Here is a 12,564-nt window from a genome sequence, read left to right on the forward strand (position 1 = left end):
GGACCCGGACTGTCCCCTGAGTGCGCTACCGTTCGGGGAGACCAGCAGGACGGAGGCAGCGGTGCTCAAGATCAGGGGGTTCGACGGCACCCCGGACGTCGTCCCGGGCTGGGAGGCGCGGGAGTCCGCCAGCGAGGCGGACGCCGACGTCCTGGAGCAGACGGCGCAGAGCACCGCCGACACGGTCGCCAGCGCCTGGCGGCAGCTCACCGACCGCCACGCGAGCAGCGTGACGGGGGCGCCGTCCCCGCTGCAACAGCTGCTTCTCAACGCCTGGCCGTACCGGGCGGTCGTCGAAGAGACTGACGCATCGTCACCTCATCGGGTGACCCGCGTGCGCCTGGAGTGCTACCTGGGCAGCGGACGCATCCACGACCTGCTCCACAGCTCCACCGGGCGCCACGTGCTCGCCCTGCTCCAGGCCGAGACTGGCATCGCCTTCACCCTGCCGATCTGCAGCACCCGCTGGCTCACCCTCGGCATCATCCACTGCACGCCGCGCGCACCCAGGCAGAGCCGTCCGGCCCGAACCGCGCAGGACGAAGCGGCCTTCAAGGCCAGGGTTGACGCGATCATCAACGGCAGCCTCGTCGAGGACAGCCTGACCTTCCCCGCCGACCGGCTCAACTACGCCCTGCGCAAGCACCTCGGGGTGAGCGCGACCACCTTGAGCTGGGCAGCAGCCCCCGAAGGACACTGCGCCGTCTACTTCGAGCGCAAGGCCGCCGCACGGCTGGCCGACTTCGGGATGCCGGTCGAAGGCGTACCGGGCCCCCACAACCCCAGCATGGTGCAGTACCTGCTCACAGACGCCCAGTGCCACGAGATCGCGGACCGCGCGGCCGGACGGCAGTCTGCCCTTACGGCGTAGCTTCGCCCTGCTCCGGCTTGGTGTTGATCGTGCCGCCCGCCGCCAGCAGCTCCTTCTTCGGCACCGGCCTCATCGTGAGCCGTACGCTCGCACCCCCGAGTCCGGGGGAGTTGGAGATGTAGGCGGCCTTGTCCACGTTGCCTTCGTCCAGGAGGGCGTAGGTGTAGTCCTTGTCGTCGTGCTCGACGTCCCCGGCCAGGTGCATGAGCCAGCGGGTGTACAGCGCCAGCTCCTTGCCGATGTCCCGCTTGGCGTCCATGCCGTAGACGGCGTGCACTTCGCCGATGAGCACGCCGCCGTGGCTGATGGTCCAGTTGATCGGCTCCATGTCGGCCTTGGCAGCCCTGCTGAACAGCTTGCCCAGCGCCCGGTAGCCAGCACGCTGGTACTCGATGCTGTACGTGTGCTGCGGTGGGGAGAAGGCCATGGCCGGAGTCTAGAGGACTCTGGCCATGGCTATGGTCACTTTCTGTTGTCACATCTTCGCTGTCAGGGTGTTCGGGAGGTGGGGTCCGATGTACCCGATGTGGATCTTTCCGTCAGCCCGGGTCGAGTCGAACAGGTGCAGCCGGGGGTAGGGGACCTGGGCTCCGAGCCGGATGTGCGCGCCCATGTACGCCCGCTCCGACGGGTGGGCGGACCTCGGCACCGGGAACACCCGGGCGTTGAACCACTCGTCGCGGGCCTTGACGGCCGCCGACTCGTCCGGGACGAACGCGCTGGCGGAGATCGGGTTCAGGGCACCGGGCCAGCGCAGGTACTGGTAGATCGACGACAGCTCGGGCCGGTCGCTTCCGGCGGTCGCGCGGGCCTGCCCGTAGGACTCCAGCATCTCCAGCGCGCCCCAGGCGCGATTGATCCACAACGCGCTGTGCGGTGAGTCCAGCTCGGCGATGCTGTCGGGCACCCGGTCCCCGAGCACCACGTACTCCAGCAGCTCGTGGCCCATTTCGAGGAACTCGTCCCACGAGGCGGCCACCGGCCGGGCGGCGGGCACGGCCTCGTCGAAGGGGGCCTTCTGCAGGTCGGCGAGCTTGCGGCGCAGGAAGGCGATCTCCCGGACCTGGTCGTCGCCTTCGGCTTCCAGCTCCACCACCCGCTGGTTGGCCGCGTCGCGGTCGCGTACGGCGGCCACCGCGACTTGCCGCAGCGCCGCCGTGTCCGGGCGGGCCCGCAGCTCCTCGACCTCGGCCCTGGCCGCCGTCAGCTGGATCTTGGTGTCCTCAAGCTCCTCCAGGGTGCCGTTCAGCTCGCCGAGGATCTCCTCCCGGCCTTCGGCGAGCATGGCGATCTCCTCCTGTGGAGAGGGCCCGGTGACCTCCTGGACGGTGATGCCCTCGGGCCCGACGTCGACGCGGGTGAGGGAGCCGAACAGCTCGACCAGGTCCCCCAGCATGAAGCCGCTGCGCTCTTCCTCGTGCTCCTCGATGGTCTCGGCGATCCCGACGGTGTTGCGGACGTTGTTCTCCACCCACTGGGTCATGTCGCACGGCATCTGGTGGTAGACCTGCAGACCCCGGGCGGCGCGGCCGGAGACGACATCGTCGTGGGTGAACATCACGTTCGAGGAGCGCAGGCCCTCACGCAGGGTGGGCAGGATGAACGCGCCACCGGGATGCAGGCGCATGTCGTACTGGTGGGCGAGGGCCTCGTTGAGCTGGTCGTACTCAGGGCCGGAGACGGTCCACAGGACCGTGTTGCCGTGCATGGAGGGAGTGAAGTCCTCCACCAGGGCCTTCGCGTTGGTGGCCTTGACCAGGTCGTCGTCGTGGACGAAGACGGTGGTCGTGTCGGCGTACCTGCCCAACTCCTGCAGCTGGACCTGGAGGCTCTTGGTGTTCCCGAAGCTGCTCTTCGTCAGGCGGTTGATCTTCAGCATGCGCCCGCCGAGACCACCGTGGGCCCGGTCCCAGCCGACGTTCTTGTTCTCCGGCATCAGCCTGACCGCTGGGGAGAGCCAGTGGCTCTGCCAGGTCGGCTCGCCCGGGGCGTAGGCGACGATCGTCCAGGCGCCTCGCTTGTCCGCGCCCTTGGCCTTGCTCACTGGGAGGCCAGGCCCTGGGGAGAACGACTCGTCGGAGGCGCGGATGTCGGCGATGTTGCAGTGGCTGGTGTCGAGGACGGTGAGGGTGGCGTAGATCCGCACCGGGGTGGGGTCGTTCGTCCTGCGGGGCTCGGTCCACCGGGCGGCGAAGCCGTACCCGTTGGCCTTGCTGACGTCGGCGGCCCGGATGTCGAGCAGCTCGAACCTCGGCTCGGGGTGGTCCTCCTGCCGCTCGGCGTGGGTCAGGATCTCGTGGAGCTGCGCGGGTGCGTCGCGCAGCAGTCCCCTACCGAGCCAGGAGTTGAGAGGGCGGCAGCGGATCGTCAGCGTCTTGGGCCGGATGGCCATGCGGTACTTCCTCTGTACTTGGGGCGCGGCAGCGGTTCCATCATCGCGCGCGGCGCCGACATCGGTCGGTCGAGTCCTAGTTAAGCAACTGAGCAGGTCATCCGGTGCGACGTTCCCGGAACTGCCCAACTCCCCCGTGGAGTAGGGCTACCATCCTGCGCAACATTTTTCTATAACAAGCCCAGGCGGCCTTCTTCCTCGGTCCGAACCGGCCTGGCTCCTGGGGGGTGGGGGCCGCCGCCGTTGGGGCTGGGCAGCAGTACGCGAGGGTCTCCAGGTCGAGCATCCGGTAGTCGCGGAACATGGCGAGGGCCTCGGGGGCGTTGGGCCAGCGGACGGTGCTGGTCCGGCCGTCGTCGGCCTGCACGGTGACGTGGGCCTGGGCGTGGTCGATGGCGGTGACGGTGGTGCACAGGCCCAGCAGGCCCTGCTGCGGGGCGTGGTGGATGCGGTCGCCGACGGCCAGCGGCGGGTGGATCACTTGTCGGTCCCGGGGTTGTAGGCGTTCTTGAGGCGGGGGTTCTCGGCGACCAGGTCGGAGGCGGTCAGGTGGAGCTGCTCGCTGGCGTAGTCGCGCTCGCTGGCCTTGCTGATCTGGTCGAAGTAGAGGGCGGCGGCGACCACCACGGTGTCGGTGAGCATCGCGTTCTGCGCCTCCAGGGTGGTCAGGCGTGGGGTGAGGGCCTTGACGACCGCCCTGGTGATGGCGGCGGCGCTGGCGGCCGGGGAACTGCTCAGGGCGGCGGTGACGACCTCGCTGACGACGGCTTCCAGGCCGGTGGGGTCGAGGCGGACGCGCTCGCGGGGCGGTTCGCCGACTCCGGCGCAGGCGGCGCCCATGAGCCAGGAGAGGTGGTACGGGTTCGGGGCTCCGTGGTGGCGGATCATCCCGGCCTTGGTGAGGTTCGCCTTCCGGCCGCAGCTGGCGCAGGTGCCTTGCGGTGGCAGCGTGGTGGGAGTCATGGGGTGGGTCCTGTTTCGGCAGTTCAGGCGGCAGGCGGTGGCAGTATGTAGAAGGTTAGTCGCTGGTTGTGACAATCCGGGTCAGGGGTCGGGGTGGTCGGCTCCCCCGGTGACGGTCAGCGTGATCCAGGTGAAGATCCCGGCCGCCGCCGCGCTCGCCAGCGTGACCACGCCGAGGTGGAAGGCGCCTTCGGCGGCAGCGGCGACGGTGGTGGAGCAGGCCAGGGTGACGGGGGCGGTACGGCGCACATCAGATCCACGGGAGTCGGTTCGGGCATGAAGTAGACGGAGGGCAGCGGGCCGGGGACGATCACCGGCCCTGGCTCACCTTCCACTGGTGGAGGTCCGTGATGTGGCGCGGGAGGCCCTCGTGGCGGCGCCGCTCGGTGAGGACTTCGTCCATCAGCTCGGTCAGCTCGCCGATTCCGGCGGCGGTGCACAGCACCCGCTCGGCGCGGCTGGTGACGTCCGGGTCGATGACGGCGCGCTCGGTGGCGGCCCAGTCCAGGGCCCAGGACAGCAGCTGCGGTTCGAGCGTGAGGGCGGCGGTGAGCGGGGTGCGGCGCTGGACGACGCGGTTGTCCAGGTCCAGCACCTCCAGCACGCGGCCGGTCAGGCGGACCTTCTGGTAGATCGCGGCCACCCCGGTGTGCTGGTAGTTGCTGTAGGACTCCCACAGCTCGGTCAGCCAGGTGTTGACGCCGAGGATGTCGGCGAGCAGCGGGTGGATCTGCTCGTGGGCGTGGCGGTTGTTGCGGAGGTCGGAGATCGCGGCGACCAGGACGGTGCGGTTGCGCTGCTGCAGGGTCAGTCCGTAGAGGACGGCCGGGGGCGTGGGGCCGGTGCTGTTGGTGGAGATGGTGGCGATGGTCATCGTGGCTCGCTTCGTCAGGCGTTGCGGACGCGCCAGTAGGTCCGGCACCGGGAGCAGCGGTAGGTGGTCCAGCGCTTGTCGTCCGGGTGGGTGCCGTGGTTCCAGGTGCGGCGGTGGTCGGTGGGCCGGGCGCAGGCGCGGCCGGTGAAGCCGGGGCGGCCGAGGGTGGTGGTCCTCGGCGGGTGGATGCGGCGGTTGTAGGCGTGGACGGCCGACAGGAGCAGGCGCGGGGCGCGCAGTCCGTCGACGGGGACGACCGGGAGCGTCTGGTACTCCACGAGGAGGCGGACCTGGTCCTCGGTCTTGCCGAGGAGAGCGGCGGCGTCGTGGAGGGAGCAGGTGCTGAAGTCGACCGGGACGGCTGTCTTCTTGCTGCTGCTCATCGGGGCTGGCGGGCCTCGGAGTTGAGCATCAGGGCGGCGATGAGGGCGCGCATGCCGTGCACGGTGAAGGTCTTCTTCTCGCCGAGGTCGCCGGGGACGCCCGCCTCCAGGAAGCCGTCGACGATGCTCCGGTAGTCCGGCAGCTCGGGTTCGCCGACCAGCCTGGTGTAGTCCGGGCCTTCCAGGCGGGCGGCGACGACGTCGGCGGCGCGGGTGAGCGGCCGGGCGTAGAGCAGCGGTTCCTCCGGCTCCCAGCCGGAGACCAGCAGCACCGTGGCGGCGCCGTCGTGGGTGGCCCAGACGGCGCGCAGCTTGTCGGTGCGGGAGGACTTCACCAGCAGGGCCGGGTGGAGGTTCTCGGCGTCGATGCTCGCGGGCGAGATCGGGACGATGCCCAGGGCGGCGAGGGCGGCCTTCAGGGCCTTGAGGCGGTCGCGGGTGCTGACGAGGTACGGCGCCGGAGCGAGGAAGGGAAGGGTGGTCTCGTACTCAGCTGCGGCGAGTTCGTACCACCCGGGCGTGGCAGTGCCCGAGGACGGCATGGCGGATTCTCCTGGCAGGAGGAGTGGTGGAGCATTGGCAGGTCCGGCCAGCCTACATGCCGTCTTCGCAGGCCGTCGAGGTCTGAAACGATCTCACGACAGCGCTGCTGGCCCCGGTCGTCGCTCCAGGGCCAGCAGCGCCAAGCATGTCAGAACGCGGGTTCGGCCGGGCTGTCCTGGTTGAACAACCACGCCTCTTCGTCCTGGACACAGGTGTCCTCCGGGGAGGGCTCCTGCTCCTCCTCCTGGTCGGCGCCCGCCAGACCGGGGAACAGCTTGGCCACGTGCCGGGCCACCGCGAGGCCGGAGCCTGCTCCCCGCAGACCGGACGGCGGCTGGTGGCCCAGCTGCCCGGCGGCATCGGTGTAGACCGGCTCCGGGAGCTTCACGTCGAGGTCGAACGAGTCGATCTCGTCGTCGACCACCTGCTGCGCCTGCAGCAGCTGCCCGTTGGCGTCCCAGGTCACGCGGACCAGCTCACCGGTGACGACCAGCCATCCGATCATGCGGACCGCGAGGAGCTGCGGAACCTGGTGGGGGCGAAGACCACGGTCGACCCGGGCCTGCTGCAGCGTCGGGATCAGGTCGCCCGCCAGTTCCGACAGCCGGTGGATGCCCGATGCGGATTCGAGGTACGCGCGCACGCTGGGGCGGGCGTTGGGGAGGTTGTAGAACATGACGCCGACGCCGTGGTCGAGGAGGATGCGCTGCAGCGGCTCCTCGCCGCCTTCGGTGACGTACTTGGCCAGGACCGCGCCCTCCTCGGCGGCCACCTTCTCCGGTGAGGGCGAGGCTTCGGGCGTGGGCCTCGGGGGCACCAGCGCTGCCGTGGCCTCCACGGAGCCCACCTCGGGGCGCTTCGGCCATGCGAGGCGCAGCCGCTGCTCCTCGGCGTGAAGGGCCCGCTCCAGTTCTTCGGTTTCCACGGACTGCCGCCAGACCGTCAGCGTGCCGCCCTGCGGGTACGCGTACTCCATGGCCTTGGCCGGTGCCGAGCGGTGCTCCGGGTCGCCGGGATGGTCCTCGGACAGCCACTGGGGCGCGGCGTCATCGGGCAGGAGGCAGGAGGCGGCGTTCCGGGCGTCGACCAGGGACAGTTCCAGATTGGGTGTCCCGTCCGGCAGGACGAGCGTGTAGACGAACACGGTGTACTCCAAAGGGGGCGGCAGGTCAGGCAGTGAGGGCCTGGGCGGAAGGCGGCGGTGAGGTGATGCTGAGGTGGGGCAGCTGGTTCATGCCGAGTGCGATGTCCACCGTCAGTCCCGCTTTCTCCAGCACCTGGGCGCAGGTCTCGGTGATGTTGAAGACGAGCCGGGCGTTGGGCGGAAGGCTGGTGGCGACGTAGGTGACCCGGACGGTGCCGTCGGACAGGTCCTCGACCAAGTACCCGGCGTGGGTGACGACTCCGGTCCTGGAGAGGGAGGCGGCCACCAACCCGGCGTCCCGCAGTGCGTCCGCGCTGCGCTGGGCGAGGCCGGAGAGGGAACGCCGGGTCATCTGGCACCGTCCAGCAGCCACGGCGGGACGGTCAGGGGCAGCTCGGCGATCTGGGCGGTGGCGATCCAGAACTGCCCGGACTCCGCCAGGCTGGCCAGACGGGCGGACCCGGTCACTCCGGGCTCGTCCTGGTCCAGCAGCGCCTTGATCCCCAGCTCGAACTCTTCCTCGCGCTGTTCCCGGACGGCGGCCACCAGCTCCTCGTCGGTCAGTTCGTCCAGGTGGCGTACGCCCGCGTGCTTCCTGACCCGGCGCCAGATCGCTTCCCTCTCCTGCGCGCGGACGTAGGTGCCGACCTGGCCGTGGGGGGCGTGCTTGCGCAGGATCAGCAGGGAGTTGAACCTGCGGCGCTCGCTCTCGTAGTCCTCGCCGTGCCGCTCGGCGCTGGCCCGTATCCGCTGGGCGGCAAAGGCGACCTGCTGTGCGGTGCGGACGGTGGAGTCGGACAACGCTTCTCCCAGGTCAAAGAGCTGAGCTGCACGAGCACGGCGTGCGGAGTGACGTCCCGTCAGGGCATGCGCCAAAGAGCGCAGATGACAGACCGGGTGATCCGCACAATGCAATAATGTCAGCCTCTTGCGGGCGCTGCACAGGAACTGGCCAAAACCGAACGAGCCGATCCTGTGGCCCCCCACCAACAACCGCCGGAGAGCACCGCTGCATGACCAAGAACCAGCCACCACCCCGACCCGACAACACCACCCCATCGAGTGAACGCCGCCGGACCCTCACCCTCTATCTCTCGCTCATCGCCCTGGCCATCCTCGCCACCGGCGCGGTCTTCGTCTTCCTCTCCCCCGAGAAGCACACCCCCGCCGCAGCCGCGCTGTACGTCCTCACCGTCGGCGTCTGCGTGATCGTCATCATCGCGGTTCCCGACCTCCTGGCCTCCCGGGAGCGCCAGGACCGCACCCTCCCCCCGCCCAGGCCCTCCAAGGGCCGTACCGAGAAATGAACGGTGCCCCGGCCGGGCGGACTCGGCCGGGGCACCGCGTGTTCATGATCAGTAGACCGGGCAGGACGGGCAGAACGCGGCGCTGACGGCGAGCGGGCCCAGGAAGATCGTGCGGCTGCGCCCACCGGTCTCCCGCAGCGACTTCTTGCAGGAGTAGCACTTGCGGGCCGTGATCGACAGGCGCTTGACGTCGCAGGGGACGCAGGCGACGGTGTCGGGCATCTCGGCCCAGGCGACGAGCGGCACGGTGAGTTCGCCGTTGCTCGGGAAGTGCGGGCAGTAGTAGCGCTTCTTGCGCGGATTGCTGTGCGTGGCGAGGACGTTCCGGAACCAGTCGGGCCGCTCCTCCGGGCGGATCGTGGACTCGATCGCCTCTCCCCCGGCAAGCTCCCCGAGCACTTCGACGTGCTCCTGGATGTCACGGACGGCGGCCTGCTCCTGGTCGGAGACAGCGATCTCTGAGGGGTGTCGCTTCATCATGCGAAAGACGCTATTCCCCCAACTACCAAATGTAGAGCCAAAGTTGGGCCCGCGCAATTTCCCGTCTCCAACCGGCCCATTGTGTCCGAAACCCCGGCCTCCGGCTGGCCAGATGCCGCCGGTGCCGGGGTTTCAGGTCGCTCCTGCGTACGACTTCTCGCTCCGATGTTCTACTGGCGGCGGTACGCGGCGAGACGGCAGCGGATACCCCACCAGTTGACGTGCGCGGGGGACGCCGACACCTCCACCCACTCCTCGTCCAGCAGCTCGTAGAACCCGTCATCGGCGTTCGCCCCGCCCCAGCCCTCCCCCGCGTACAGCAGCAGGTCGCCCTGGTACACCGACAGGGCGTGGCGGGCGTGCTCGCCCTGGTGGGGCGGCCAGACCATCAGCAGCACACGGTCCGGGTGCGCGGCAGCAGCCTCGGCGCCCTCGACCAGCACCGTGGTGTACGGACCGCCGGAGCACCACCGGTTCTCCCAGCCGGGCGGCAGCGGGTCGTAGGCGGCGACGTCCACCCCGGCCTGCTCCAGCTGCCACGCCCAGTACCCCGTACCGGCGCCGACCTCGACCACGGCCCGGCCGCCGAGCTGCTCCACCATCCAGGTGATGTCGCCAGGGGACGGGATCGACCAGGCGTACTGCGTGCACAGCTGCTGCCGGGAGGCACCGAGGAGCGCGAGGCGCATGCTCAGCTCCGGCGCGAAGTACATCGGCTCCATTTGCACCTCGGGCATCGTCCCGAAGACCGGCGGCGTCGACGGCATCCACCGCACCACCTCCCAGTACGGGTTCTGCACCCCGTCAGGAACGAGCTGGTCGTGCGGGCCGCCCGCGAGCGGCGCAGCGCCCTCCGAGAAGAAGAACGGCTTCTCCGGCAGCTCCGGGTTCTTCCAGGCGGCCTGCAGCGCTTCCACGGCCCGCGCGGGGTCGATCAGCGGGCCGTGCCCCTCAAGGATGTCGGTCATGCCCTCTTTTTCCTGAACTCCAGTACGGTGCCCGGCGGTTGGTCCTCCGGGGTCTTGCAGTCCTGCTGGTGCACGGCGTACCAGGCGGCGGCCTGGGTGTGGGAGCGGTCGAACCCCGAGACCGAGCACCGGCGGCAGGTCGCGATGCCGGTCTCGGGGTCGTACCGGTACGGGAGCCGGGTCACCCGTCGGGTCACCCGTCGACCGCGCCCTGCCGCTCGGCCATCTCTTCGAAGGTGTCGAACAGCTCGGGCCACCCCTCGCCGGGGCGCAGCGCCTGGGCCGGGATGCGGCCGGTGGCTACCGCGAGCCGGATGCCGATGTGCTGGTGGCCCTCGACGGCGAGCCAGCCCGCGCATGCCTCCTCGTCGCCTTCGGGGGATTTGTGGCAGGCGAACATCGGCTGGGAGACGATGTCCTCCATGCTGGTCACCTCGATCTGCTCGCTGGTGTTGCGGAGCAGCTCGTACCGCTCGGCGGTGAACTGGCCGGGCTCGGTCTCGCGCTTCCACGGGCACTCGTTGCACGGGTAGCGGCGGTGCGGCGTGCCCGTGCTGCAGGAGCCGCGCTCCGGGGTCTGGGCGTCGGTCACTGCTGGCTGCCCTGGGTCAGGGCGAGCAGGCGCAGCGCACCGTCGACGAGGTCGACCAGCTCCTTGGGGATGTCGTCGTCGTACTCGGCGAGGGAGCCGGAGAAGCTGGTGGTAGCGCGGCTGCGGCCGGGCTTGTTCTTCTCGTTGACGACCAGGCCCGCCGCGACGACGGTGCCGACAGCCCACTGGTTGGGCTCGGTCAGGTCGAAGGTGACGAAGACGTTGTCGACCAGGATGCGCTCCTCCGGCTTCTCATAGCGGGCCATGATCAGGTCCTTCGGGGGCTCCAGGTGGAGCTTGACGCGGCCGTCGATGGTCTTGACGGTGGGGACCGGGATGTCGTCCTCGTCGTCAAGGAGTTCGACGATGCTGGTCTTGGAGAGGAAGCGGGAGACCGCGTTGTGCATGGCGGTGTCGATCTCCTGGGCCAGGCCCGCGCGCTGGTTGCGGCGCTGCCCCAGCCAGGTGTTGACGTCGTCGCGGACGGCCATGGTGGCGTCGAAGACGACCTGGTCGGAGAAGCCGTCCAGGTCGGCGGGCTGCTCGAAGGTGTTGGAGACGATCGTCTGGGCCTTGGCTGCGACGTCCTGCCACTGCTTGAAGTGGGCGTTGGCCTGGATCAGCTCCTCCATGCTCCGCTCGCTGAAGCGGGAGATGTCTCCGAGCCACGCGCCGGTGGCCTCGCGGGCGGCGGTCTGGTCCTTGATCACCTCCTTGTAGGCGGAGCGGATCGACTTGGCGACGGACTTGAGCTGCACGGAGTGGCTCCTGGTCAGACGAGATCGGTGGGCAGGGTGGGCAGGATGTTCAGGCTCGCGCCGTCGTGGTCGCACTCCAGGGTGCCGACGTGGTGGCGGGAGTCGTTCGGGGTGACCGGGTGGACGGACTCGAAGCCGACGGTCCAGGGGTCGAGGCGGCCGGTGTAGTCGACGCTGGTGACCTTGGCGAAGTACCGCTCCCCGTACTGGCGGTCGTAGACCTTGATGGTGTCGCCCTCGGCGTAGGGCGGCTGCCGGTCGGTGTGCGGGTCCTTCTTGGCGGCGGGGCCGACACAGGCGATCTCGGCCAGCCGGTCCGGTCCGTCCTCGTGGTTCATCGCGAGGTCGACGGCAGCGGCCTCGACGGGGTACGCCTCGGTGAGGATGGCGCGGTTGCGGCGGTCGGCGGCGGCGAGGGCGGCGATCAGCGGCCGGGTGAAGGAGCCGACCTTGTGGCCGGGCAGGTAGCCGAAGTGGTGGAGGGTGTCGCGGGCGAGGGTGACGGGGATCTGGGGGGCCGGGTCGGCGGGGGTCATGGGTTCCTCAAGGGGGTTGGTTGGGCCGGGGTCCGGCAGGTTCATCCTGCCGGACCCCGGTGGGGTTCAGGGCTGGAAGGGCCGGTTGCAGTCGTCGGCCCGCTCGGTGGCGCAGATCGGGTCGTCGGTCAGGGTGTGCTCCCAGTGGCGGCCTTCGTCGTGGGTGCGGTAGGTGACGGGCTGGGAGCAGTAGTCGCAGGGGCGCGGCCGGGGGCCGCCCGGGACGGCGCGCTCGTCGGGGGCCCAGGGGGCGAGCAGGTTGGAGTTGTTGACCAGCTCGGGGCGCAGCCGGGGCAGGAGCAGGTTGGCGCCGACCAGGGCCCGCCAGGCGCGCAGGCCCTCCAGGGTGCGGGCGTCGTCGGTGAGCGGGGGCAGCATGGCCAGGCGGGCGGCGGCCTCGGTGGCGGCCTTGTCGGTGAGCGGGATGATCGAGGGCAGCATCACCAGCAGGCCGCTGCGCCCGGAGCGCGGGGTGTTGATCATGGGGCGGTGGGTTCCGGGGGCCGGGTGCAGGGTGTCGTCCCAGGCGATGTTCCGGTACGCCCACAGGTCGGTGGCGTCCAGGAGCCGCGCGGGGACGGGGACCGGGGTCTCCTTGGTCAGGCGCAGCTGGTAGGTCTGGTTGGCGGCCAGGGCGGAGCGCTTCATGGCAGGTGGTCTCCTGGTGGGGCGGCAGGGTCGGCGGGCCTGGCAGTGGCCCGCCTTCTGCACCCCAATCTAGTGCACCGCTATGCGCATAGGCAAGAGGGTTCA

At 70.1% G+C, this 12,564-nt stretch carries 20 protein-coding genes; 2 read left to right on the top strand and 18 right to left on the bottom strand.

Annotation, left to right across the window (positions count from 1 at the left end; genetic code table 11):
- The first annotated feature begins 61 nt into the window (after window positions 1-61).
- Window positions 62-871: a hypothetical protein gene (locus tag FHX73_RS42510; RefSeq protein ID WP_145911487.1), complete on the top strand. Its 810-nt coding sequence runs from the start codon at window positions 62-64 to the stop codon at window positions 869-871.
- Here the strand turns inward: FHX73_RS42510 and FHX73_RS42515 are convergent.
- The 11 genes from FHX73_RS42515 to FHX73_RS42560 form a co-directional block, all read right to left on the bottom strand.
- Window positions 861-1,298 (bottom strand): hypothetical protein, encoded by a 438-nt coding sequence (locus FHX73_RS42515; protein WP_145911488.1) that lies wholly within the window; start codon window positions 1,296-1,298, stop codon window positions 861-863. The two genes, FHX73_RS42510 and FHX73_RS42515, sit on opposite strands and share 11 nt — an antisense overlap.
- A 48-nt stretch (window positions 1,299-1,346) precedes the next feature.
- Entirely contained in the window at window positions 1,347-3,263 is a 1,917-nt protein-coding gene (locus FHX73_RS42520) for a coiled-coil domain-containing protein (protein WP_145911489.1), read from the bottom strand.
- A gap of 97 nt (window positions 3,264-3,360) precedes the next feature.
- A complete protein-coding gene (locus tag FHX73_RS42525) occupies window positions 3,361-3,744 on the bottom strand; it encodes a hypothetical protein (protein ID WP_145911490.1) in 384 nt (127 codons plus the stop codon).
- Window positions 3,741-4,226 (bottom strand): hypothetical protein, encoded by a 486-nt coding sequence (locus tag FHX73_RS42530; protein WP_145911491.1) that lies wholly within the window; start codon window positions 4,224-4,226, stop codon window positions 3,741-3,743. Before FHX73_RS42530 ends, FHX73_RS42525 begins: the two co-directional genes overlap by 4 nt.
- 81 nt (window positions 4,227-4,307) lie before the next feature.
- Entirely contained in the window at window positions 4,308-4,475 is a 168-nt protein-coding gene (locus FHX73_RS45365; RefSeq protein WP_170305336.1) for a hypothetical protein, read from the bottom strand.
- A gap of 61 nt (window positions 4,476-4,536) precedes the next feature.
- On the bottom strand, window positions 4,537-5,100 hold the full coding sequence (locus FHX73_RS42535) for a hypothetical protein (RefSeq protein ID WP_145911492.1): 564 nt from the start codon (window positions 5,098-5,100) through the stop codon (window positions 4,537-4,539).
- A gap of 14 nt (window positions 5,101-5,114) precedes the next feature.
- Entirely contained in the window at window positions 5,115-5,483 is a 369-nt protein-coding gene (locus FHX73_RS42540; RefSeq protein ID WP_145911493.1) for a hypothetical protein, read from the bottom strand.
- The gene (locus FHX73_RS42545) at window positions 5,480-6,025 is read right to left on the bottom strand and encodes a hypothetical protein (protein ID WP_145911494.1); all 546 of its coding nucleotides are present in this window, start codon (window positions 6,023-6,025) and stop codon (window positions 5,480-5,482) included. Before FHX73_RS42545 ends, FHX73_RS42540 begins: the two co-directional genes overlap by 4 nt.
- A gap of 149 nt (window positions 6,026-6,174) precedes the next feature.
- Window positions 6,175-7,170 (bottom strand): hypothetical protein, encoded by a 996-nt coding sequence (locus FHX73_RS42550; RefSeq protein WP_145911495.1) that lies wholly within the window; start codon window positions 7,168-7,170, stop codon window positions 6,175-6,177.
- Between the two features lie 25 nt (window positions 7,171-7,195).
- Entirely contained in the window at window positions 7,196-7,522 is a 327-nt protein-coding gene (locus FHX73_RS42555) for a peptide ligase PGM1-related protein (RefSeq protein ID WP_145911496.1), read from the bottom strand.
- Window positions 7,519-7,971: a hypothetical protein gene (locus FHX73_RS42560; RefSeq protein WP_145911497.1), complete on the bottom strand. Its 453-nt coding sequence runs from the start codon at window positions 7,969-7,971 to the stop codon at window positions 7,519-7,521. The genes FHX73_RS42555 and FHX73_RS42560 overlap by 4 nt, the downstream gene beginning before the upstream one ends.
- A 212-nt stretch (window positions 7,972-8,183) precedes the next feature.
- Between FHX73_RS42560 and FHX73_RS42565 the strand changes: the two genes are divergently transcribed.
- Window positions 8,184-8,477, top strand: coding sequence for a hypothetical protein (locus FHX73_RS42565; RefSeq protein ID WP_145911498.1), 294 nt, complete (start codon window positions 8,184-8,186; stop codon window positions 8,475-8,477).
- Window positions 8,478-8,525: 48 nt separating this feature from the next.
- Here the strand turns inward: FHX73_RS42565 and FHX73_RS42570 are convergent, their stop codons facing one another.
- The 7 genes from FHX73_RS42570 to FHX73_RS42600 all read right to left on the bottom strand — a co-directional run bounded on the left by FHX73_RS42570 (window position 8,526) and on the right by FHX73_RS42600 (window position 12,459).
- Window positions 8,526-8,957 carry a hypothetical protein gene (locus tag FHX73_RS42570; protein ID WP_145911499.1) on the bottom strand — a complete coding sequence of 144 codons (432 nt, stop codon included), beginning with the start codon at window positions 8,955-8,957 and terminating at the stop codon, window positions 8,526-8,528.
- Between the two features lie 170 nt (window positions 8,958-9,127).
- Window positions 9,128-9,925, bottom strand: coding sequence for a class I SAM-dependent methyltransferase (locus tag FHX73_RS42575; RefSeq protein WP_145911500.1), 798 nt, complete (start codon window positions 9,923-9,925; stop codon window positions 9,128-9,130).
- Window positions 9,922-10,110, bottom strand: a complete 189-nt coding sequence (locus FHX73_RS42580) for a hypothetical protein (RefSeq protein WP_145911501.1) — start codon at window positions 10,108-10,110, stop codon at window positions 9,922-9,924. The genes FHX73_RS42575 and FHX73_RS42580 overlap by 4 nt, the downstream gene beginning before the upstream one ends.
- Window positions 10,111-10,118: 8 nt before the next feature.
- On the bottom strand, window positions 10,119-10,517 hold the full coding sequence (locus FHX73_RS45895; RefSeq protein WP_211786512.1) for a DUF6283 family protein: 399 nt from the start codon (window positions 10,515-10,517) through the stop codon (window positions 10,119-10,121).
- Window positions 10,514-11,275: a hypothetical protein gene (locus FHX73_RS42590; protein WP_145911502.1), complete on the bottom strand. Its 762-nt coding sequence runs from the start codon at window positions 11,273-11,275 to the stop codon at window positions 10,514-10,516. Before FHX73_RS42590 ends, FHX73_RS45895 begins: the two co-directional genes overlap by 4 nt.
- 14 nt (window positions 11,276-11,289) lie before the next feature.
- Window positions 11,290-11,811, bottom strand: a complete 522-nt coding sequence (locus FHX73_RS42595; protein WP_145911503.1) for a hypothetical protein — start codon at window positions 11,809-11,811, stop codon at window positions 11,290-11,292.
- Window positions 11,812-11,877: 66 nt separating this feature from the next.
- Complete coding sequence (locus FHX73_RS42600; protein ID WP_145911504.1) at window positions 11,878-12,459, bottom strand: hypothetical protein; 582 nt, start codon at window positions 12,457-12,459, stop codon at window positions 11,878-11,880.
- Window positions 12,460-12,564: the final 105 nt, after the last annotated feature.

Source organism: Kitasatospora viridis (assembly GCF_007829815.1).
GTDB lineage: Bacteria > Actinomycetota > Actinomycetes > Streptomycetales > Streptomycetaceae > Kitasatospora > Kitasatospora viridis.